General features: G+C 37.7%; 18 protein-coding genes. 11 read left to right on the top strand and 7 right to left on the bottom strand.

Annotated features, from left to right (window positions below; translation table 11 throughout):
• Positions 1 to 72: 72 nt before the first annotated feature.
• Positions 73 to 591 carry a GNAT family N-acetyltransferase gene (locus tag REB14_RS17400; RefSeq protein ID WP_309522828.1) on the top strand — a complete coding sequence of 173 codons (519 nt, stop codon included), beginning with the start codon at positions 73 to 75 and terminating at the stop codon, positions 589 to 591.
• A 73-nt stretch (positions 592 to 664) separates the two neighbouring features.
• The gene (locus REB14_RS17395) at positions 665 to 805 is read left to right on the top strand and encodes a hypothetical protein (protein ID WP_158521371.1); all 141 of its coding nucleotides are present in this window, start codon (positions 665 to 667) and stop codon (positions 803 to 805) included.
• Between the two features lie 342 nt (positions 806 to 1,147).
• On the opposite strand, the gene REB14_RS17390 is transcribed toward REB14_RS17395, so the two are convergent.
• From REB14_RS17390 to REB14_RS17375, 4 genes are all read right to left on the bottom strand, one after another.
• Positions 1,148 to 1,951 carry an SDR family oxidoreductase gene (locus tag REB14_RS17390; protein WP_079242356.1) on the bottom strand — a complete coding sequence of 268 codons (804 nt, stop codon included), beginning with the start codon at positions 1,949 to 1,951 and terminating at the stop codon, positions 1,148 to 1,150.
• Between the two features lie 77 nt (positions 1,952 to 2,028).
• Positions 2,029 to 2,586 (bottom strand): Crp/Fnr family transcriptional regulator, encoded by a 558-nt coding sequence (locus REB14_RS17385; RefSeq protein ID WP_079242357.1) that lies wholly within the window; start codon positions 2,584 to 2,586, stop codon positions 2,029 to 2,031.
• 60 nt (positions 2,587 to 2,646) lie between these two features.
• On the bottom strand, positions 2,647 to 2,781 hold the full coding sequence (locus REB14_RS17380; protein ID WP_309522827.1) for a hypothetical protein: 135 nt from the start codon (positions 2,779 to 2,781) through the stop codon (positions 2,647 to 2,649).
• 12 nt (positions 2,782 to 2,793) lie between these two features.
• The gene (locus tag REB14_RS17375) at positions 2,794 to 3,657 is read right to left on the bottom strand and encodes a LysR family transcriptional regulator (RefSeq protein ID WP_079242358.1); all 864 of its coding nucleotides are present in this window, start codon (positions 3,655 to 3,657) and stop codon (positions 2,794 to 2,796) included.
• 94 nt (positions 3,658 to 3,751) lie between these two features.
• Between REB14_RS17375 and REB14_RS17370 the strand changes: the two genes are divergently transcribed.
• From REB14_RS17370 to REB14_RS17360, 3 genes are all read left to right on the top strand, one after another.
• Positions 3,752 to 4,729 carry an alpha/beta fold hydrolase gene (locus tag REB14_RS17370; RefSeq protein WP_202971499.1) on the top strand — a complete coding sequence of 326 codons (978 nt, stop codon included), beginning with the start codon at positions 3,752 to 3,754 and terminating at the stop codon, positions 4,727 to 4,729.
• Between the two features lie 49 nt (positions 4,730 to 4,778).
• Positions 4,779 to 5,741 carry a zinc-binding dehydrogenase gene (locus tag REB14_RS17365; protein ID WP_309522826.1) on the top strand — a complete coding sequence of 321 codons (963 nt, stop codon included), beginning with the start codon at positions 4,779 to 4,781 and terminating at the stop codon, positions 5,739 to 5,741.
• 205 nt (positions 5,742 to 5,946) lie between these two features.
• Entirely contained in the window at positions 5,947 to 7,158 is a 1,212-nt protein-coding gene (locus tag REB14_RS17360) for a winged helix-turn-helix domain-containing protein (RefSeq protein ID WP_309522825.1), read from the top strand.
• Between the two features lie 88 nt (positions 7,159 to 7,246).
• Here REB14_RS17360 and REB14_RS17355 read toward each other — a convergent pair whose 3' ends face one another.
• The 3 genes from REB14_RS17355 to REB14_RS17345 all read right to left on the bottom strand — a co-directional run bounded on the left by REB14_RS17355 (position 7,247) and on the right by REB14_RS17345 (position 11,461).
• A complete protein-coding gene (locus REB14_RS17355; RefSeq protein WP_309522824.1) occupies positions 7,247 to 8,755 on the bottom strand; it encodes an amidohydrolase family protein in 1,509 nt (502 codons plus the stop codon).
• A gap of 257 nt (positions 8,756 to 9,012) precedes the next feature.
• Positions 9,013 to 9,933 (bottom strand): AraC family transcriptional regulator, encoded by a 921-nt coding sequence (locus REB14_RS17350; protein ID WP_309522823.1) that lies wholly within the window; start codon positions 9,931 to 9,933, stop codon positions 9,013 to 9,015.
• A 616-nt stretch (positions 9,934 to 10,549) separates the two neighbouring features.
• A complete protein-coding gene (locus REB14_RS17345) occupies positions 10,550 to 11,461 on the bottom strand; it encodes an SDR family oxidoreductase (protein WP_309522822.1) in 912 nt (303 codons plus the stop codon).
• Between the two features lie 217 nt (positions 11,462 to 11,678).
• Here REB14_RS17345 and REB14_RS17340 point away from each other — a divergent pair, with 217 nt between their 5' ends.
• From REB14_RS17340 to REB14_RS17315, 6 genes are all read left to right on the top strand, one after another.
• Entirely contained in the window at positions 11,679 to 12,113 is a 435-nt protein-coding gene (locus REB14_RS17340; RefSeq protein WP_309522821.1) for a hypothetical protein, read from the top strand.
• Positions 12,114 to 12,218: 105 nt separating this feature from the next.
• Positions 12,219 to 13,304 (top strand): efflux RND transporter periplasmic adaptor subunit, encoded by a 1,086-nt coding sequence (locus tag REB14_RS17335; protein ID WP_079242365.1) that lies wholly within the window; start codon positions 12,219 to 12,221, stop codon positions 13,302 to 13,304.
• Positions 13,305 to 13,318: 14 nt separating this feature from the next.
• Positions 13,319 to 16,480: an efflux RND transporter permease subunit gene (locus REB14_RS17330; RefSeq protein WP_309522820.1), complete on the top strand. Its 3,162-nt coding sequence runs from the start codon at positions 13,319 to 13,321 to the stop codon at positions 16,478 to 16,480.
• A complete protein-coding gene (locus REB14_RS17325; RefSeq protein ID WP_079242367.1) occupies positions 16,473 to 17,942 on the top strand; it encodes a TolC family protein in 1,470 nt (489 codons plus the stop codon). Before REB14_RS17330 ends, REB14_RS17325 begins: the two co-directional genes overlap by 8 nt.
• Positions 17,943 to 18,494: 552 nt before the next feature.
• Complete coding sequence (locus REB14_RS17320; RefSeq protein WP_309522819.1) at positions 18,495 to 18,647, top strand: hypothetical protein; 153 nt, start codon at positions 18,495 to 18,497, stop codon at positions 18,645 to 18,647.
• A 193-nt stretch (positions 18,648 to 18,840) separates the two neighbouring features.
• Positions 18,841 to 21,795, top strand: a complete 2,955-nt coding sequence (locus REB14_RS17315; RefSeq protein ID WP_079242368.1) for a SusC/RagA family TonB-linked outer membrane protein — start codon at positions 18,841 to 18,843, stop codon at positions 21,793 to 21,795.
• The last annotated feature ends 10 nt before the right edge of the window (positions 21,796 to 21,805 follow it).

The raw sequence follows: 21,805 nt of genomic DNA, 5'->3' as shown, positions 1-21,805 counted from the left end.
TTTAAATAAATCCTGATCAATTTTATTTTTAAAGGTTAACCGTTATCTAAATAGCTTAAATAAATTCTATATTTGAAAATCAACCAACACCTGTCTCACACCATGAAAGATACTCAATATGACATCAAACTCAGGCCGACTGTAGTGGAAGATTTAGAAACTCTTTTTCAGTTTCAGCTTGATGATGAAGCCAATCATCTGGCAGCATTTACATCAAAAGATTCTGCGAATAAAGAAGCCTATATCGCCAAGTTCACAAAACTACTGGCTGATCCTACCATCAATAACCAAACGATCATTGCCGGTACAGTGATCGTTGGAAGTATTGCCAAATTTATCATGGAAGGAGACGCAGAAATCACCTATTGGATTGATAAGAATTTCTGGGGAAAAGGTATTGCTACAAATGCTTTGAAAGATTTTCTCACAATTGAGACCACAAGGCCCATTTTTGGACGGGTTGCCTTTGATAATCTGGGTTCACAAAAGGTTCTGGAAAAATGCGCCTTTGTAAAAATCGGCACCGATAAAGGGTTTGCCAATGCCAGACAAACGGAGATTGAGGAGTTTATTTACAGACTTGATGATTAAGAAAAAACGATATTCGTCTGCATAGGCTATGAATGAATTATTTGTATCTTCGATAAAACTAAAATCTATCATCATGAATTACAAAGTACTCTCCAATTTTATTTTAGAAAATTTAGAACAGGAAGTTAATGATTACATTCTCCGTGGCTGGAAACCTCAAGGCGGAATATTCGTTAATGCCTCAGGATTCTACCAGGCAATATCTAAAGTATAGTACACCATTATAATCTTACTGCTGAGGATTAACTGTCCATGACTGTAATTAAAAATCAAACTCCAGACTTCTCTTTTCGGGGAGTTGGAGGGAATCGCCCCTTCTTCTGAACTTTCCTGGAAGAAGGGATTCAAACCCTTAGCAGATCACCAGATCTCCTTCACAAAATATTTCCATTTTTCAGAGTACCTGACTCATAATCAGGTGGCCATAAACTATTCTCTGTAAGGAAGTAATATAAAAAACATCCATTTTTAACTGCCCATTATCCATTCAACTTTGAAACAGCAAAAATGATAGATACCACCTAAAAATTTACACTACAATAATTGCGAATGCATATTAACCAAAAAAGCGTTCATTCATCTGATTAATTATCGTTTCTATTCCTTCTTTTCTCAGCCATTCATATTCAGAGGTTGCCAGTTCACCAGCAATATAATGAAGCTGCTCTCTATTGTCTGTAGCGGCTTCGTAAACAATATCAGCAATGGTTTCAGGAGCATCCCGTTTTGCAGATGAATCCGCTCTCATGGCTGCTATATATTGATTAAAAATATGCTGATAATCGGGATGGGAAACCATTTGTGCATTGCTTCCAAAATCAGTCTGCATGTAAGCAGGAACTACTGTTTTAATCTTAATATCCCAATCTTTCAGTTCGTAGCGCATTCCTTCTGTCCATTTCTCCAATGCAGATTTTGTGGCAGCATATACGGAAACAAACGGGTAAGGAATATTGGCAGTAGATGAAGTTACCGTAATAATTGTTCCGTTTTTTCTAGCTCTTAAATAAGGAAGAAATGCCTTTGTCACCAATAGAGTTCCTAAAAAATTGGTATTGATCTGACGGGCAAGCTGTTCATCTGAAATTCCTTCAAAAGGTCCCATAAGTCCGTAAGCAGCATTATTCAGGACTACATCCACCGGACTTATTTTTTCTGCTTCTGAAGCAATTCCGGAAATCTGTTTCGGATCGTTGATATCTAATTTCAGGAGACGAATGTTAGACCATTCTGTAAGTTCAGTTTCTTTTTCGGGATGCCTCATGGTGGCAATTACAATCCAGCCTTTTGATGCAAACAGTTTAGCGGCGGCTTTTCCTAATCCTGATGAAGCGCCTGTAATGAAAATTGTTGGGTTCATTTTTTATTCTTTTATATTGACACAGCAAAGGTGCACCGATAAAAAAAGAACCTGTTTACCATTTGGTAAAAAGCATATTACCGGATATTTTTCCTGATTCTGCTTAATGACTGCTGAGTAATTCCCAGATAAGAGGCAATATAAGATAAAGGGATACGATTGACCAATGTGGGATATTTTTCCATAAATTCCAGATAGCGCGTGGTAGCATCCTGTGATACTAACGGACTTATCCTTTCCAGCTTTTGGGCAAGGGCTTTATTCGTCACTTTTTGAATAATATTTTCCCAGTCGATAATGGTATCTGAAATTTCTTTCCAATCCTGATTAGAAAATACCAGCAATGTACAGTCTGTTGCGGCCTGAATATATTCTGTGGAAGGTACATTTTTCAGATTGAAGAGCAAATGTTTTTCTTCAATAAAGATCTTGGTAATTTCTTCCCCTTTGTTGTTATAATAGCAGATACGAATGATCCCGTCAAGAATAAAACCTACCTGCCTGAGGACTTTTCCTGCTTCTGCAAAATATTCCTCCTTGCTCAGCTCAATCTCTTTTGCTTTGCTCGTGATAAGATCTATTTGCTGTTGGTTCAAATGACCAAACTGCAGAATATATTCTATAAACTCTTTCATGATAACAAAGTTAGCAATTGTCTTTTGGGTGTATTTACCATTTGGTAAAAAATGACATTCTTAGGAAGTATGGGTGCTTATTCTGTCTTCAATTCTAAAGACATTAAACTGTCCGTCATTTTGGGGAAAATCTCCTGATAATGCTCCGTATTTATTCCTGTAAAACTCATCAAGTGTCTCAGTAGCTTTTGCCATAGCCTTTATAATTTATACTTCTAAATGCATATCAATAAAACACTGTAAAGCTTTCGACTGTGGTCCGTCTTTTCTAAAAACAAGAATGGTATTCATTGTTCCCAGCTGCTTATTCAGTCCATAGGTTTTAATTCCTCTTCCGGCATAATATTTAGTGACCACTTCTTCCGGCAATATGCTGACTCCCAACCCTGCTTCCACAAAGTTAATGACTCCTTCAATAGAATTCAGAACTGTACTTTTGTAGTTAAGAATTCCTTTGTGGCTTAACCAGGATTCTAATCTTTCTCTGAAAATACATCCTTCATCAAAGACCACTATTTTCAATGGTTCTTTCTCAATCAATGTCTGCAGATTCGGGCCTTTTGAAGAAGTAAGAATTACAAGCTGCTCTTCCTTAATGCAGATTTTTTCCAGTCCTTTGACATTCACAGGAGCAGAAACAAAGGCAGCATCCAGGTTGTAATTCAGAACATCAGACAGCACTGAATCTCTGGTATCTGATTTGAACTCAAGCTCAATATCAGGATAATTTTCATCAAAAGTATTGAGGATTTCCGGAACTTTCAGCGCCATTGTTGTTTCTATACAACCTATTTTCAAACATCCTCTGATATTATCACCACTCTGGATATTATTTTTTGCTTCTTCCACCAAATGCCGGATCTGTTTTGAATACTGCATCAGGATCATTCCTTCAGAAGTAAGCTCTACCCTTCTGGATGTCCGGGAGAAGAGCTTGGTATCAAACTCATCCTCAAGGCTTTTTATTCTTGCCGTAACGTTCGACTGAACCGTAAACATCACAGAAGCTGCCTTTGTAAAGCTTCCTGTTTCAGCTACCGCTTCAAATATTTTTAAATCATTAATGTTCATCTTAATTAATCATTATTAGTGATTTAACTTATTACAATTAATCGTTTTTAATAATCAAATATCCGTATTAATTTTGGACTATCAAAAAAAATAAATGAAAATAATTTCAAGGCAATTCATTGCAGGTGTATCATTTGTCCTGTTCGCAGGCAATATGACATTAGCACAAACCAATCAAAAATTACATGTAAATAATCACATTATGGAAAATCACCCTGTTCACTACCGCAACATCAAAGTAAATGATTTAAATCTGTTTTACAGAGAAGCAGGTCCGGCCAATGCTCCAACGATACTTCTTCTGCACGGATATCCTACCTCATCTCATATGTTCAGAAATCTGATCCCGATTTTAAGCAAAAAATACCATGTCATAGCTCCGGATCTGCCGGGATTTGGCTATTCTGATGCTCCGGATCATAAGGAGTTCTCTTATACCTTCGACAATCTTGCAGGAACGGTACAGACATTTGTAGAAAAGCTGAATATGAAACGTTTTGCGATTTACATTTTTGATTATGGTGCTCCGGTAGGTTTGCGTCTTGCCATGAACAATCCTGAAAAAATCACAGGGATCGTTTCACAAAACGGAAATGCCTATGAAGAAGGATTAAGCAATGAATGGAATCCGATCCAAAAATACTGGCAGGATACAACAGAAGCCAACCGCCTTGCATTAAAAGGCTTCGTTTCTAAAGAAGTAACTCTGTTTCAGTACCAGCATGGTGTATCTGATCTTTCTTTAATAGCACCGGAAGCTTATACTCTAGATCAGAAATTCCTTGACAGACCAGGTAATATAGAAATCCAGCTGGATCTGGTCAAAGATTACAGAACCAATGTGGCTTTATATCCAAAGTTTCATGAATATTTCAGAAAGTATCAGCCCAAATTATTACTGGTATGGGGAAACAAAGATCCCTATTTCCTTCCTGCAGGAGCTGAAGCTTATAAAAAAGATCTGCCGGAAGCCAAATTAAAATTTTATGACACGGGACACTTTGCCCTGGAAACCCATGCTGAAGAAATAGGTGCTGAAATCTTTGAATTTATGGGGACATTACCTCGATAGTATCTATCACTATTGAATCAATTTTAAGAAATAAGCGAAACATTTTATTATGAAGACAATTGTCATTAAAAACTATGGCGGACCTGAAGTTTTACAACTTGCAGAAACATCTATTCCTTCTATCGCAGATCCTTCTCAAGTACTAGTAAAAGTAAGGGCAACTTCTATAAATCCTCTTGATTTTCAGATAAGACGCGGTGATTATGCTGCTCTTTTTGATTTGCCTGTTATAACCGGCCATGATGTTGCCGGAGATATTATTGCTGTGGGTGAAGCTGTAAAAAACTGGAAAACTGGTGATAAGGTGTATTATTCTCCCCGTTTTGGCGGCTCCGGAAGTTATACAGAATATCATCTTACCGATGAATCTTCACTATCAAGAATGCCAGATAACATCAGCTATGAAAAGGCTGCTGCAATTCCGCTTATCGGAGGAACAGTTTGGGAAATGCTGATGGTAAGAGCACAATTAAAAAAGGGAGACAGTATTCTAATCCTTGGTGGTGCAGGTGGCGTAGGGACTCTTGCCATACAAGTCTCGAAGGCATTAGGGGCTTTTGTTTACACTACCGGACAAAGCATTCTGCATAAGAAATTAAAAAAGCTTGGAGCAGATGTTGTAATTGATCACCATAAGGAAAACTGGATTGAAAAAATACAAATCTACACTAAAGGAAAAGGTGTGAATGTGATTATTGATACCGTAGGAGGAGCAACACTTTCAGACAGTCCACTTGCTTTAGCGGATTATGGTTCCGTGGTAACACTGGTGGATATTCCAAAACCTCAAAACCTTATCAATGCCTGGGAAAAAAATGCAACATATCATTTTGTTTTTACCCGACAAAGCAGGGATGAACTGCATCATATCACTGAATTAATTGAAACCGGAAAAGTGAAACCTGTGATAGACAGTATATACTCACTTGAAAATATTCAAAAAGCCCATCAAAGAATAGAGGACTCGAAACGAGAAAAGCCTCTGTTTGGGAAGATTGTATTGTCAGTTTAGTTTTTCTGAAAAAAATTAACAAAAACTCCGGCAAATATCTTCGATATTTGCCGGAGTTTTTGTCATAGAACTTTTCGGAACTATTTATTTTCAAACTTTTTTAGAGAAGAAATATTTCATCATACCACTACACAAATGATCCATTTTGTAGCAAATCATTATATTTGAAAAAACATCATAACACTTGTTTTCTTCAAATTAAAATATGGAAAAAAGACTGAAGCAAGAACACTTAAAACTTCTAACATTAGAAAGTCAGGGATTAACACAGGATACTCCATTCGGGATTGGAAAAGCTGCAGCTCTGAATGCTTTGGAACATCTCGGATATATTCAGATTGATACATTATCTATGGTGGAGCGGGCCCATCATCACACACTTTGGACAAGAATTCCCGATTTTCAGGCAAATGATCTGGAAGAATTGGTGGAACAACGTCAAGTATTTGAGTATTGGTTTCATGCTGCGTCCTATCTTCCCATGAAAGATTTCCGGTATGTTTTGCCTCAAATGCTGATGATTAAAAGAGGGGAATCCCGTTATTATAATGCTGATCCCAAAGTAATGGAATATGTGACAGACACCATCCGCAATGAAGGACCTAAAAGAGCAAGAGATTTTGAGAATGAAAGCCATAAAACAGGAAGCTGGTGGAATTGGAAACCTGCCAAACTAGCTCTTGAAAGACTTTTCATGCAGGGAGACCTGATGATCAGCGGACGTTCCGGAATGCAGAAAACATATGATCTAGCTGAAAGAGTTTTGCCATCTTCTACGAATACTACAGAACCTACTCCATTTGAGTTTGCAGAATATCTGGTAAGAACCAATCTGAGAGCGTATGGATTTACAACATTAAAACAAATCACTCACCTCAGGAAGGGAAATGATGTAAAGACGAATGTCAATAAGGTTTTACAGATGATGCTTGAAGAAGGTACAATCTCAAAAGTGGCTATTGAAGGAGGACCTTCTGCTTTTGTACAAAATGAAATACTGGAAAGAACTTTTGATCAGGCTAGTTCCAGTGTATGGCTGCTTTCTCCGTTTGATAATTCCATTATTCATCGAGAGCGGATCAAACAGATTTTTGATTTTGATTTTCGTCTGGAATGCTATACTCCAAAGGAAAAAAGACAATATGGTTATTTCTGCCTGCCTATTCTGTTTGGAGATCAGTTTATCGGAAGGGTTGACTGTAAAGCCCACAGAAAAGAAAAAAAACTGGAACTGATTCATTTACATATTGAAAACACTACTATTGACCTTAATTTATGGCTTAAGCCTTTCGTAGAAACCATAAAACGTTTTGTCATTTTCAATGGTTGTGAATCTTTGGTTCTGACTCAAGTAAGTCCATCAAAGCTGGGTTCTTCTGTAAAAAAGGAATTGTCCAGATTAAAGTTTAAAAAGTAATAGCTATTTATCTGAATGTTTCTATTAAAAGACAAATCGCATTATTGAGCTCAATAATGCGATTTTATTTTTATCAGGATGATTCCGATTAGTTTAATTTCTGATTTGTTTTCTGAACAAAATCATCCCATTGCTGGTTCAGGTAAGTGAGTGCTTTCTTTTTCTCACCATTATTCATAGAAGAATAATTAATGGAATTGAAAACCAGTTTTTTCAATGCTTTCACATCCAGTTCCCAATACACTTGTGTAACCCAGAAATCATAACTCAGACCTGTGTATCCGTACACAGACGGATCATCACTGCTGATAGAACATTGTACTCCGTTGCTCAATAAAACCCTTGCAGGATGGTTTCTTAAATCACTTACATATCCTAAAACCTGATTACTGATCGGGCTTACTTCCACCAGTTTATTTTGTTTTTTGATCTGTTCCATCGTTTTTGGAAAATAGATAAGGTTCAGTCCGTGGCCAATTCTTTTATTGTTCAGCAGCGCTACATCCAGAATATTTTTATTCAGGATAGAATTGCTTTCTCCGGCATGAAGGAAAAGAGGCAGTTCCACTCCGTACTTTTTATGAAGTCCGCTCATTTTGGCCCAGCTTTTCTCAAAAAAACTGATATTATGCCCGGCAGCTTCATCTGCCACAAGATCAAAACCTGAGATCATATCAGGAAATTCTTTCTTCATTTCAAATGCCGTTTCCAGCTGCTTTTCAATACTTTCATTATCTAAGAATTTAAAGCTTGAATAGATCAGTTTCAGGGTGAACTGCGGATCTGATTTCTGTACTTCTTTAAGAATATCCTGCAGATCCGTAATGGAAGTTTTCAAAGCATATTTTCCATGCTGAAAATCATAAAGTTCATCAAAGATATATCTGATTTCTACGTGCTGTACTTTATCTTTTATAAGATCCTGAAATCCTTTCAGATAATATGCCTTAAAGAAAGGACGGTACGGAAGCAGCAGACTGATCCGCTTAAAACGTTTTTCAAATTCAATCCAATAATCTGTGTAAGAGCAAAGATTGTCTCGTTTCAATGTAAGAAGATCCTGCAGTTCTTTTTCAAAACCAGTGGTTGAGGCCAGCTTTTTATCCAGACTTACAAATCCTTGCGGAACTTTTCCTTTTTCAAAAAAAGCCAGCTGCCCAAAAATGTACTGATCATTATCTTTCTGATCAAAAACATAGCATTCCTGGTATTTTCTGGCAGCCGAAATAATCCATTTTACATCTGTAATTCCACCGCTGTGGGTATGCAGTAAACCTCCTTTTGGCATGGTCTGAAGAATTTCAAACAGCTTGCTACTTTCTATTAAGGGTTTTAATTCATTAAAAGAGCTGTTATATAAAGATATTTTCTTGGCTTCCGAATCACTGAGAAACTGTTTGCGAAGCTGAAATAGGTTTTTATCCAAAGTGATTTCTTCATCGGACAATTTTATATCAGCATCAAATGCCATTGCTGCATTTTCTGTCTCTGATAACGTCAGGTTCTGTTGGTATACAGTTTTTTCAGTCACTTTACCTTGCCCCCAAAATAAGGGTGCTCCAAAAAGTAATATATAAATAAGGTATTTTTTCATCATAATAAATATTGGAGGGGTTGTACTATCAGTTATGTTTTAACTGATAAAATAAAAGTAGCTTGTTATAGCAAAAATTGTGCAAAATAAAGCTAATTCAAAAATAAGATTAATTTTATTAATATCCCTCAAGTAATTATTATGCTTTAATTGTTTTCTGATCGGCCTCACTTACAGGTTCTGAAGTAGGTAAATTATGACAGAACATTTTTAAGGACAACATTTAATAATGAGAAAAAAAGACAACATTTTCGAATTCTTTACTGAAAAGAAGTTCTGAACTCCAATGGAGAAAGACGGGTTTTATTTTTAAACAATTTGGTAAAAGATTGTGGATGTTCAAAACCCAGTTCATAGGCAATCTCACTTACTGATAAATCTGTGGTAGAAAGTTTTTCTTTCGCTTTTTCAATCAGTTTATCATGAATAAACTGCTGGGTACTCTGGCCAGTAAGCGTTCTTAACATACGACTTAAATAATTGGGAGAAATTCCAAGATGATCTGCAACAAACTGTACGGTAGGTAATCTTTTTGATACAAGATCATTATCATTGAAATAATCATCCAGCATAACTTCTAAACGATTCAGAATGGTATGGTTGGTTGTTTTTCTGGTGATAAACTGCCTTTCGTAGAATCTTTCGGAATAATTGAGTAAGGTTTCAATATGGGAAATGATAATATTCTGGCTGAATTTATCAATCACCGAATGGTATTCCTGCTGAATGTTTTCTATAATTCCATTGATGGTAATTTCTTCTTTTTTTGAAAGGAATAAAGCTTCGTTCACTGAATAATCAAAAAAATCATACTGCTTTATGATCTTCGCCAGTGAAGTATGCCATAGAAAATCTGGGTGAATCAACAGCATCCAGCCAGATTGGTTTTCCTGCACATTAAGATCTGCTTCTATTCTGAAAATCTGGTTTGGGGAAATAAAAAACAGCGTTCCTTCATCAAAATCATATTCCTGCTGGCCATACTTCAGCTTTCCATTCATTCCTATTTTTAAAGAAATCTGGTAAAAATCCAGCATCCAGTTGAACTCACCGATGTCAGCAGGCCGCTTTACCTCTTTATAATCAATCACACTGATCAAAGGATGTTCAGGAGGAGGCAATCCTCTTGAACGGTGAAATTCCGTAATGGTTTTTATTCTTTTGATAGCCCGTCTTTCCATATCTATAAAATTACAAATTGTTTTTGCAGTAAACTGTTGTTGTAGAGTTTTTTCGCACAGATGACACAGATTTTCACAAATATTTACGTTAATACTATTATTTTCAAAACTTATTTGGACTTCTCTACGTCAAAATTTTCTCTTTATTTTAATTAAATATTTATTTCTTTTGTGACTTTTGTAGTTTATTTTTCCCACAGATTGCACAGATTTTCACAAATTTTTACGTTAATACTATTATTTTCAAAACTTATTTGGACTTCTCTGCGTCAAAATTTTCTCTTTATTTTAATTAAATATTTACTTCTTTTGTGACTTTTGTGGTTTATTTTTCCCGCAGATTGCACAGATTTTCACAAACATTTACGTTAATACTATTATTTTCAAAACTTATTTGGACTTCTCTACGTCAAAATTTTCTCTTTATTTTAATTAAATATTTATTTCTTTTGTGACTTTTGTGGTTTATTTTTCCCACAGATTGCACAGATTTTCACAGATGCTTGTGGTTAAAGCAGTGCGTTATTTTATTCTTAAGTGTACTTTTCAGCGTAAGAATATGCTCTTCGTCTTACTAAAATGCTTAAAAACTTTTGTGACTTTTGTGGTTCACTATTTACACTTCATCATTTTGATAGACCTCAGCAAATTCTTTTGCAAAGTCGGCCAGTTTTACTTTTCCAAAAACAGGCTGATGCTGATCATAATCTTCATACAGAATCCCGCTTCCCTGAGCAGCCTGAGTTTCTACAAAACCTCTAGCCACCTGCTCATTAAAGCCGATATCAAGCCAGTTTTTCAATAATTCCTGGTCTGAGATCACCTTCCACTGAAGATCCGGCTTGCCGATTGAATTCCCCAAGACTTTCGCAATTTCATTAGGAGAAACCTCATCACTTGCTACATATCGTACCATTCTACCATCAAATGGTTTTTCAGTTTCTTCTGCAATAACAGCCGCAATATCCAATGGAGAAACCCACGGTTCTTTCTGATCTCCTCCCCAATTGGAAATAATAAAGCCTTTGTTTTTAATCGTATTGATGAATGAAAACATATTGAAATAAATGCCTACCGGACGAATAAATTTGATGGCAACTTCATCCGGAAGCTGCTTCAGAATCTGTTCTACATGATGATGAAACACGATAATCCCCGTCCCTTTATCCGTGTGAGCTCCAATACTGCTGAGATGGATAATTTTCTTCACTCCCGAGCGCTCCACAGCTGTTTTGTAATGGTGGCCAATTTCGCAGATCTTTCCAATAAAATCAACATCTTTATCAAAAAAATCTCCTGCTGCTTCCATGGTTTCCATTAAATAAACAATATCTGCCCCTGTAAATACATCCGTGAGAAAATCAGAATCAAACATACTGCCTATCGCCGCTTTTGCTCCCAATGCTTCTATAGCTGACATTCTTTCTATAGTACTGCTTATCACTGTTACCGAGTGTCCTTTCTCTACAAGCTCTTCTGTAAGAGGTTTTCCGATGTTCCCGATGGAACCTGTTAAAACAATATTCATTTCTATAATTTTTTGTTAGAACAAAATTCTGAAATACCTGTAAAGAAGACTTCACCGAATCTATCTTCTTCTTAGCCAAAAAAGGAAACTTGATGAATAGATGTATTTTTTCGGTAAACAGAACACTTTTTAACACTTTTTTAATCTTTAATGGTTGTACTTATTTTGAAGTTTACCTACCTTTGCCTCTGGGATGCGGAAAAGATTTTATCAATATTTGTACAGTTTGTTATTTGCGTTGCTTACCGTTTTAGGATGGTACTATGGGCAAATTCAGCAGTATATTTCAACAGATATCTCTTCTGATCTTCATTTTACCACTGATCTTCTTGTTCATCAGAAAAAAAGCTTCAAAGAATCTTTTGCCTTTCTTAAAAATCATGAAGCCAATGATGCTTACAATGTCAGCCATCCCCGTTACAACAAAATCAGAGCAAACCTTTCTGAAAATGATAATGAAAATGACGACAATGTAGAGTCATCAGGTTCTACAGAACTTATTGCTCTTTTCAAAGATGGCTTCTGGCATCTTATTTCAGGCTTTGTCACTACATTTCACAACAGACAAATTGCTGTTTCACTTTCTCAATCAGAACATTTAAAGACCTTACATGATGATCTGTACATCCAGTACAGGGTCATCCGACTGTGATTTTATAGTAATTTTTTCGAAAACCTTATATGCTTTCAAATCCTAATTTGAGAGCAGGTAACTCTATTTTTTCAATTATAAATTATTATAAAAACAAAATTTATCATGGTCAAGAAAAGTCTCATGTATATCAACTTGTGCCTTATTTTCTTGTTTGTAGGCTGTCAATCTGAAAAAAAGGAAAAAACAGAAGCAGCGTCATTCAACGTTACAAGCCCGCTAATAAAAGATACTTTAGTCAACAAAGATTATGTTGCGCAAATCCGTTCTATTAATCATATTGAGCTTCGTGCCCAGGAAAAAGGATACATCCAGTCTATTTATGTAGATGAAGGGCAGTTTGTACAGAAAGGGCAACTGATGTTCAAAATCATGCCTAATCTTTACGAATCTGATGTAAACCGTGCCAAAGCGGAAACCAAATACGCAGAAATTGAATATCAGAATACCAAAAATCTTTCTGACAAAAATATCGTTGCTCCTCAGGAAATGGCTATGGCTAAAGCAAGATATGAAAAAGCCCAGGCTGAGCTTTCTTCAATGAATACTCATTTGAGATTCACAGAAATCCGTGCTCCCTTTACCGGAATTGTAGGAAAATTACACGTAAGAAAAGGAAGCCTTGTAGATGAAGGAGAGCTTGTAACGGAGCTTTCAGACAACAGCAAAATGTGGGTATACTTCAATGTACCAGAAGCTGAATATCTTAATCAGATGGATGCGAAAAAAGATGACAATCCATTGCATGTACGTCTGAGAATGGCCAATGGCAAAGAGTTTACGCAAGATGGCATTGTACAAACCATTGAATCTGATTTTGACAATGAAACAGGAAATATCGCTTACAGAGCTACTTTCCCGAATCCAAAAGGACTATTGAGATACGGTGAAACGGGAAATATTGTCATTACTTCACCTTATGCCAATGCGATGATGATTCCGCAGAAAGCCACTTTTGAAGAGCTGGAAAAGAAATATGTCTATGTGATTGGTAAAGACGGCAAAGTACATGCAAGAGAAATAAAAGTTGCTGCCGAATTACCTCACATTTATGTAGTGGCTTCAGGGCTTGGAAAGGATGAAAGAATTCTTCTTGAGGGGCTTAGAATGGTACAGGAAAACCAAAAGATCAGTTCAAAGTACCAAAAGCCGGAGAAAGTAATGTCGAACCTGGATCTGTACGCCGAGTAACCAAAAGCAGCATTATGTTTAAAAAAGTAATACACCGACCGGTTTTCGCCATTGTGATATCGGTTGTGATCCTGTTTATGGGAGGGATTGCCATGAAGCAGCTTCCTACAGAACAGTTTCCTAAAATTGCCCCTACCACAGTAGCTGTTTCTATTGCTTATCCGGGAGCGAGTGCAGATGTATTGGTAAAATCATCTTTGATTACGATTGAAAATGCCATTAATGGAGTTCAGGGAATGCGTTACATCACTACCGATGCCACCAGTGCCGGAGAAGCTACGGTAAACGTTGTCTTTGATCCCGGAACCGATCCCAATGAAGCGGTAGTTCTGGTAAAAACCAGAGTGGATCAGGTAATGCCTTTATTACCCGAACTTGTACAGAAAGAAGGAGTTGTGGTAAACCCGATTCAGCCGAGTATGCTGATGTACGTGAATCTTTACAGTACGAATAAAAGTATGGATGAAAAATTCCTGTACAACTACTCTATGGTGAATATCATCCCGGAAATCAACCGTATCCACGGGATTGCAAAGTCTCAGATTCTGGGTAGCCGTAGATATGCCATGCGTATATGGCTGAATCCTGACCGTATGCGTGCGTATTCTATTTCTGTAGATGAGGTGATGAAGGCTATTGGTGAGCAAAGTATCATTGGCCGTCCGGGAAGAATCGGACAGAGTTCCGGTATTGCAGCACAGTCTCTGGAATATGTATTGACTTATAAAGGACAGTACAACAAGCCGGAAGAATATGAAAACATCATTGTCCGTTCCAATGCGGAAGGAGAAAATGTAAAGCTGAAAGATATTGCCAAAGTAGAGCTTGGAAGTGAGTTCTTTGATATTTATTCCAATCTTGACGGACATCCTTCCGCTTCTATCGTTTTAAAACAAAACTATGGAAGTAATGCCAATGATGTGATCAGAGATGTGAAAGCGAAACTGGCAGAAATGAAAGGAAACTTTCCTCCGGGAGTTGATTATAAAATCAGTTATGACGTATCCCAATTCCTGGATGCTTCCATTGAGCAGGTAATGCACACCTTGAGAGATGCATTTATCCTTGTAGCCATCGTGGTTTTCATTTTCCTTGGCGACTGGCGTTCTACGTTGATTCCTATTATTGCCGTGCCGGTTTCTTTGATCGGAACTTTCTTTGTCATTCAGTTTTTCGGATTAACCATTAATCTTGTTACCCTTTTCGCACTGGTATTGGCAATCGGTATTGTGGTTGATAACGCGATTGTAGTGATAGAAGCCGTTCACGCCAAAATGGAAGACAGTAATATTTCGCCTTACAAAGCCGTAAAAGAAGTAATGGGTGAAATTGCAGGCGCTATTATTGCCATTACAGCCGTGATGGTAGCCGTTTTCATTCCTATTTCATTTATGACTGGTCCGGTGGGAACTTTCTACCGTCAGTTTTCTATTACCATGGCAAGTTCTATTGTGATTTCAGCGGTAGTAGCGCTTACACTGACTCCGGTCTTGGCTGCAATGTTATTGAAAAACCATCATGGAAAGCCTAAGAAAGTCAATATTTTCACCAAAGCTTTAGACTCTTTTAATAGCGGATTTGATAAAATAACAGGAAAATACGCTTCATTCCTTAGAAAAATCGTAAGCCGAAAGGTAGTCACATGGGGAATCCTGATTGCTTTCTGTGCCGGAATTGTGATGATTAATAAAGTACTTCCGGGCGGATTTATCCCAAACGAAGACCAGGGAACCATCTATGCCATTATCCAGACTCCTCCGGGTTCTACGCTGGAACAAACGAATAAAGTTTCCAGAACGTTGCAGAAAATCTGTATGGGTGTAGACGGTGTGGAATCTGTATCATCCCTGGCAGGATACGAAATCATGACGGAAGGACGTGGATCAAATGCAGGAACCTGTCTGATCAACCTTAAAAGCTGGAATGACCGTGATCATTCTGTAAAGGAAATCATGGAAGAGCTGGAAGAAAAATCAAAAGATCTTGGAGCTACCATTGAATTCTTCGAACCACCCGCTGTACCAGGATTCGGATCTTCGGGAGGTTTCTCTATGAGACTTCTGGATCTGAACAGAACGACTGATTATCAGGAATTTGATAAAGCCAATAAAGATTTCATTGCCCAGCTTAAAAAACGTAAGGAACTTTCAGGAGTATTTACCTTCTTTGCAGCCAATTATCCTCAGTATGAACTGGTATTTGATAATAATGCAGCGATGCAGAAAGGAGTTTCTATCGGAAAAGCGATGGACAACCTCAACATTCTGATCGGTAGTACCTATGAACAGGGCTTTATCCGTTTCGGACAGTTCTTTAAAGTATATGTACAATCGTCTCCGGAATTCAGAAGGCTTCCTACGGATATTATGAATCTATATGTAAAAAATGACCGTGATGAAATGGTTCCTTATTCAGCATTTATGACGATGAAAAAGACACAGGGACCTAACGAAATCACCCGTTACAACATGTACAATTCTGCGGCAATCCGTGGACTTCCGGCTTCTGGATATACAACAGCGGATGCCATTCAGGCCATCAATGAAACGGCAGCTAAAACACTTCCTCACGGATACAAAGTAGCCTGGGAAGGATTGTCTTACGATGAGGCACAACGTGGTAATGAAGCGATCTACGTATTCCTTGTTGTTTTGATATTTGTTTATCTGGTTCTGGCAGCTCAGTATGAAAGTTTCCTGATTCCGTTTGCCGTACTTTGTTCACTTCCGGTGGGAGTTTTCGGGTCTTTCTTATTATTAAAAGCGATGGGACTGGAAAATGATATTTATGCACAGGTAGGATTGATTATGATTATCGGATTACTGGGTAAAAATGCAGTACTTATTGTAGAATTTGCAGTGAAAAGACGTCAGGCCGGAGATTCTATTCTTGAAGCGGCTGTAGAAGGCTCCAAAGCCCGTTTCAGACCGATTCTGATGACCTCTTTTGCCTTTATTGCAGGATTGGTTCCGCTTGTTTTTGCAAGAGGTGCCGGAGCGATCGGAAACCACACCATTGGAGCGTCTTCACTGGGAGGAATGCTGATAGGAACGCTATTCGGAGTGATTGTAATTCCGGGGCTCTACTACATATTTGCCAAATGGTCTGATGGTAAAAAAATGATCAAAGACGAAGATGAATCTCCATTAAGCGAAGACATGATCCATTATGAATAAAAGAAAAATATATCAATATGCAGGTCTGGCAGTCTTCTTATTAAGTCTTACTGCCTGTAAACCTATCGAAATAGAACAACGTGCTGAAAATAAAACCGTTCCTGAGAAATACGGTTCAGCAGAAAATGACACTATCAATACGGGAAAAATGAAGTGGAATGAATATTTCAGTGATCCTCATCTTCAGGAGCTGATTAGTCAGGCTCTTCAGAATAATCAGGAACTGAATATTGTCCTTCAGGAAATTGAAATGTCTAAAAACGAAATCAAAGCCAAGAAAGGTGAATATCTTCCTTCTGTAGGTTTAAAAGCCGGAGCTGGCGTAGACAAAGTAAGCCGGTACACCAATATCGGAGCGATGGAAGCCAATACCGAAATAGAACCCGGCAGAGAAATGCCGGAACCTTTATTTGACTTTGGAATTGGTGCCCAGGCACAGTGGGAAACCGATATCTGGGGAAAACTTCATAATGCTACAAAAGCACAGGTACAAAGGTATCTTGCGAGCATTGAAGGAAAGAACTTCATGACAACTCATCTGATTTCTGAGATTGCTGATTCTTATTATGAACTGTTGGCACTGGATAATGAGCTGGTTATTTTGAACCAGAATATCAAAATTCAGAATGATGCGCTGGAGATTATCAAAGATTTAAAGAAGAATGCCCGATCCAATGAACTGGCTGTACAGAGATTTGAAGCCCAGGTTCTGAAAACTCAGGGAATGCAGTATGATATCCAACAGAAGATTGTTGAAACTGAGAATAAGATCAATTATCTGGTGGGAAGATTTCCGCAATCTGTGGAAAGAAGTCAGAATTCGTTCGATTCTGTTGTTCCGCAAGCCGTGTATGGAGGAATTCCTTCCGAACTTTTAGAAAACCGTCCGGATATTAAACAGGCTGAATATGAACTGGCTGCGGCCAAGCTTGACATTAAAGTAGCCAAAGCAAGGTTCTACCCTTCTCTTGATCTTTCTGCCGGAGTTGGACTCCAGGCATTTAATCCTTTATATATCATCAAACCTCAGTCGTTCCTGTTCTCTCTTGCGGGAGAACTTACAGCTCCACTGATCAACCGAAGAGCGATTAAAGCGGCTTATAATAATGCCAGTGCGAAACAGATTCAGGCGGTATATCATTATGAGCAGACTGTTCTGGGAGCTTATATTGAGGTAGCTAATCAATTGTCTAAAATTCATAATCTGGAAAGCAGTGTGAATATCAAAACGAAGGAAGTGAATGCTTTAACCAAGTCGATTGATATTTCTAATGATCTGTTCAAATATGCCCGTGCTGATTATATGGAGGTTTTACTGACCCAACGTGACGCACTGGAATCAAGGTTTGAGCTGGTGGAAAAGAAAGTGAACCAACTTAAAGCAAGTGTTGCTGTATACAGAGCACTAGGCGGCGGTTGGGACCAGACACCTTTGGAGGTTCCGGATATTACCAAACAATAAATTCTTTTCAATCTTGTTTTTATAGGAGTCTGCCAAAAGGCAGGCTTCTTTTTTTGGTTTTGGCTAAATTTTTCCCACAGATTACACAGATAAACACTGATGTTTGAGTATATTTCTTTCATTCGCAATTCATAATTCATAATTCATAATTCATAATTCTATTCTAGCCCTGATAGCAGCGGTTACCCCACAGCAGGAAGTGGTTTCAGCCAGGGGCGAGGAGTATGAGCGGATAGCAGGATAAAGCTCCTGATGCCAGATCTTATGATTAGTACTGCTATAAAATAAACAATAAGTCTACAAAATCAATAGACTTATGGTGTTAATTTTAATTCACGATTGCCACTACAACTTTTTTATCATTTTTTAACATTTTATACAAAAACACAAATTACTGATTTACAAATAAATAAATTAATATCATTTTATAAAATACTATTAGTCTACTAAATTAGTAGGTTAATATGATTTTTCTCATACCTCTCTTTTACCACGGTTTGTCAATTATTAAATAATTTTGACCCAGTTAAAAAAATCATAAACTTTATTCTCATGAATAAGAATACCTTTAATTCTTACCTATGCACCATTACGGTGGCAACTCCTGCACAGCAAAACTGTTGTGGAATGCCTACCCTTTCACAGCACAACTGCATTTCTCAAGACATGTGCTTTGATATAATGTGCATGATGATGATGTGCTAACTTTTTAAGAGATACATTCATTACTGTAGGAATTAAAGCCAAGGAATTCAAGGCTTCTTTCATCCGGGTACATCTCCTGTAAATTTAATTTTCTGTTTTTATATCCTCCCTGAAAAAGGAGGTAGGGAATTATTATTTCTTACGGAGAGATCAGCAGTAATACACAATTCAGTTTTAAACCTAGATTAATATAATGAAAAAGAAACAATGCAAGCTTGGTGTATTGGCCTTACTGCTGTTCGCGGAATATGGTTTTGCACAAAGTAAAGACAGTCTTTCCAAGGAAACCTCCATCAAAGAAGTAGTGGTGGTGGCTTTTGGAAAGCAGAAAAAAGAAGAAATTACAGGATCTGTACAGTCGCTGAAGGCTAAGGATCTTTCTAATCTTCAAAATGGAAATATTCTTCAGGGAATTGGAGGAAAAGTGGCAGGAGTACAGGTGATTTCCTCAGGGCAGCCGGGTTCCCAGCCTACCATCAGAATGAGAGGAATTGGCTCTATCAACGCATCCAGCGACCCTCTGATTGTACTGGATGGTATTCCGTACAGCGGAAATCTGAACAGTATTGCGGCATCGGATATCGAAAGTATTTCTTTTCTGGAAGATGCCTCTTCGAATGCTCTGTATGGTTCCAGAGGGGCCAACGGAGTTATTATTGTGAACACCAAAAGAGGAAAAAGTAAGGGTGTAAGTATTGAGGCCGATGTAAAAACAGGGGTTAATTTCAGATCTATTGAAGATTATTCGGTTTATACTTCTCCTCAGGATTATTATACAGCTTATTATAACCGAGCCAGAATTGGTGAAATCGCAAGACTGAAACAACCGGGAGCTGTTCCTTCAGGCCCTTCTCCTCACGATGTGGGACTTTCAGCATTGACAAAACTTGGGTATAATGTGTATAATGTTCCGTTTAATCAGCTGATATCAAAGGATGGTTCTTTTAATTCTGATGCAAAATTATTATATCAGGACGATTGGAAAAAACTGCTTTTCAGACCTGCTTTAAGGCGAGAAGCTACGGTAGGTATCAATGCTAATGGAGATCAGGTAAAATCTTACACTTCTCTTAACTATCTTGATGACAAGGGATATTTGATTTCATCAGGGTTTGAAAGATTCGGGATCAGATCTAATGTAGACTACACTATCACTTCAAAACTGAAACTAACCAGTGCTTTATCCTACACTTACAGCAAGCAGGATTTCGGTGAGACCGGAGGTTTCTCCAACCCTTTCCAGTTTGCCCGAAATATTGCTCCTTTCTATCCTGTTTTTCTGAGAGACAACAATTATCAGAGGCTTTATGACAGTTATGGAAATGCTTTATATGATTATGGAGACGGACAAGGGCCTAACGGAGCTACAAGATCTTATGCTGTATTTGAAAATCCCGTAGGTAACCTTCAGAAGAATAAATCACAAATCGTAAGTAATGTGACCAATCTTAATCTTGGTTTAAATTATGAAATCATCAAAGGGCTGGATTTTACCTATAATTTTGGTGCTTATCTCGAAAATACAAGAAACCTTCAGTTCGGAAATACGGAAGGAGGAACTTCTTCTTCTGTGGGAGGAACTATTTCGCAAAGTTCAAACTTTAAATATACACTGAACCACCAACAGTTGCTTACCTACCAGAAAAAACTGGGAAATCACAGCTTCAATCTCCTTGTAGGGCATGAACTGAATAAAATAAAAGATGATGGCTTTTCAGGATCAAAACAGCAGCTTTTATTACCTGACTCACAAGCTTTTGATAATGCTGTGAAAATTACCGGATTATCAGGAAGCGGCTATGAATATGCTGTAGAAGGCTATTTCACAAGGTTATTGTATAATTATGATGGTAAATATTTCTTCAATGCTAACATTCGTAGAGACGGTTCTTCTGTATTTTCTCCTGAGAGCAGATGGGGAAATTTTTATGGATTAGGTCTTGCATGGAATATCGCAAAAGAAGATTTTCTTAAGGACAACAGCGTGATTAATTCTTTAAAATTAAAAGCTTCTTATGGCCAGCAGGGAAATGACAACATCCTTTTAAGCGGCTCTTCCAGAGACTACTATGCTTATCAGGATATCTACGGAATCAATAATTTCGGGAATGACAAACCTGTTCTATCTCTTAAAAAACAAGGAAATAAAGATTTGAAATGGGAAACCTCCAAAAATCTGAATGCCGGTTTTGAAATTTCACTTTTAAAAAACAGAATCAATCTGAATGCTGATTATTTTGAAAGAAAAGTTTCGGATATGATCTACACACTTCCTCTTCCTCCATCCAATGCAGGCTCCTATGTGAAGTATGGAAATATCGGAGATATGACGAACAGAGGTGTTCAGGCGAATGTCAATATTGATATCCTTCGCGGTGATGAGTTCCAGTGGAGTTTTTACGCCAATGCCACTCATTACAAAAACAAGATTACAAGATTACCGGCCGAGCAGAGAAATACAGGACTTGTTTCAGGTTTATTTATTCTGACAGAAGGTGGAGACCGTTACACGTATTTCCTCAAAGAATTTGCAGGGGTAAATCCTGAGAATGGTGATGCTTTGTGGTATCGTACCACCATCAATCCAATCACTCAAAAGGAAGAAAGAACAATAACCAATAATTATAAGGAAGCCACCGATTATAACACCGGAAAGTCTGCCATTCCAAAGGTATATGGTGGATTTGGGACAGATTTCAGCTATAAAAGATTCAATCTGGCAGTGAATTTTGCTTACCAGTTCGGTGGATATGGTTATGATGATATTTACAGAAGCTTATTCCATTCTGACAGCTATGGGTCTAACTATTCAACGGATCTGGATAAAACCTGGACTCCGGAAAATCCAACGGCTGCCTTACCAAGAGTAGATCTTACGGCTACGAACCAGAACGGAAATTCAACACTTTATCTGATCAAATCGGATTATATCAGTCTTCAGGATGTAACCCTTTCCTATCAGCTTCCTGAAGGTTTTGCCCAACAGGCAGGTTTATCTGGTCTGAAAATTTATGTGACGGGGAACAATCTATACCTATGGTCAAAGAGAAAAGGATATGATCCAAGAGCTTCACTGACAGGAGTTTCTGATGCTTACCGTTATTCTCTTCTGTCCAGTGTCTCTTTAGGGTTTAAACTTAATTTTTAAAAGAACAGGA

Source organism: Chryseobacterium metallicongregator (assembly GCF_031324065.1).
GTDB classification, from domain to species: domain Bacteria; phylum Bacteroidota; class Bacteroidia; order Flavobacteriales; family Weeksellaceae; genus Chryseobacterium; species Chryseobacterium metallicongregator.
The sequence above is the reverse complement of the archived record's forward strand: the minus strand, read 5'-3'. Positions and strand labels throughout refer to the sequence as shown.

Bases quoted from the DNA above. Each gene is read 5' to 3' on its own strand.
- REB14_RS17395 (WP_158521371.1), top strand. From the start codon at position 665: ATGAATTACAAAGTACTCTCCAATTTTATTTTAGAAAATTTAGAACAG.
- REB14_RS17390 (WP_079242356.1), bottom strand. From the start codon at position 1,951: ATGAACCCAACAATTTTCATTACAGGCGCTTCATCAGGATTAGGAAAA.
- REB14_RS17385 (WP_079242357.1), bottom strand. From the start codon at position 2,586: ATGAAAGAGTTTATAGAATATATTCTGCAGTTTGGTCATTTGAACCAA.
- REB14_RS17380 (WP_309522827.1), bottom strand. From the start codon at position 2,781: ATGGCAAAAGCTACTGAGACACTTGATGAGTTTTACAGGAATAAATAC.
- REB14_RS17375 (WP_079242358.1), bottom strand. From the start codon at position 3,657: ATGAACATTAATGATTTAAAAATATTTGAAGCGGTAGCTGAAACAGGA.
- REB14_RS17370 (WP_202971499.1), top strand. From the start codon at position 3,752: ATGAAAATAATTTCAAGGCAATTCATTGCAGGTGTATCATTTGTCCTG.
- REB14_RS17365 (WP_309522826.1), top strand. From the start codon at position 4,779: ATGAAGACAATTGTCATTAAAAACTATGGCGGACCTGAAGTTTTACAA.
- REB14_RS17360 (WP_309522825.1), top strand. From the start codon at position 5,947: ATGGAAAAAAGACTGAAGCAAGAACACTTAAAACTTCTAACATTAGAA.
- REB14_RS17355 (WP_309522824.1), bottom strand. From the start codon at position 8,755: ATGATGAAAAAATACCTTATTTATATATTACTTTTTGGAGCACCCTTA.
- REB14_RS17350 (WP_309522823.1), bottom strand. From the start codon at position 9,933: ATGGAAAGACGGGCTATCAAAAGAATAAAAACCATTACGGAATTTCAC.
- REB14_RS17345 (WP_309522822.1), bottom strand. From the start codon at position 11,461: ATGAATATTGTTTTAACAGGTTCCATCGGGAACATCGGAAAACCTCTT.
- REB14_RS17335 (WP_079242365.1), top strand. From the start codon at position 12,219: ATGGTCAAGAAAAGTCTCATGTATATCAACTTGTGCCTTATTTTCTTG.
- REB14_RS17330 (WP_309522820.1), top strand. From the start codon at position 13,319: ATGTTTAAAAAAGTAATACACCGACCGGTTTTCGCCATTGTGATATCG.
- REB14_RS17325 (WP_079242367.1), top strand. From the start codon at position 16,473: ATGAATAAAAGAAAAATATATCAATATGCAGGTCTGGCAGTCTTCTTA.
- REB14_RS17320 (WP_309522819.1), top strand. From the start codon at position 18,495: ATGAATAAGAATACCTTTAATTCTTACCTATGCACCATTACGGTGGCA.
- REB14_RS17315 (WP_079242368.1), top strand. From the start codon at position 18,841: ATGAAAAAGAAACAATGCAAGCTTGGTGTATTGGCCTTACTGCTGTTC.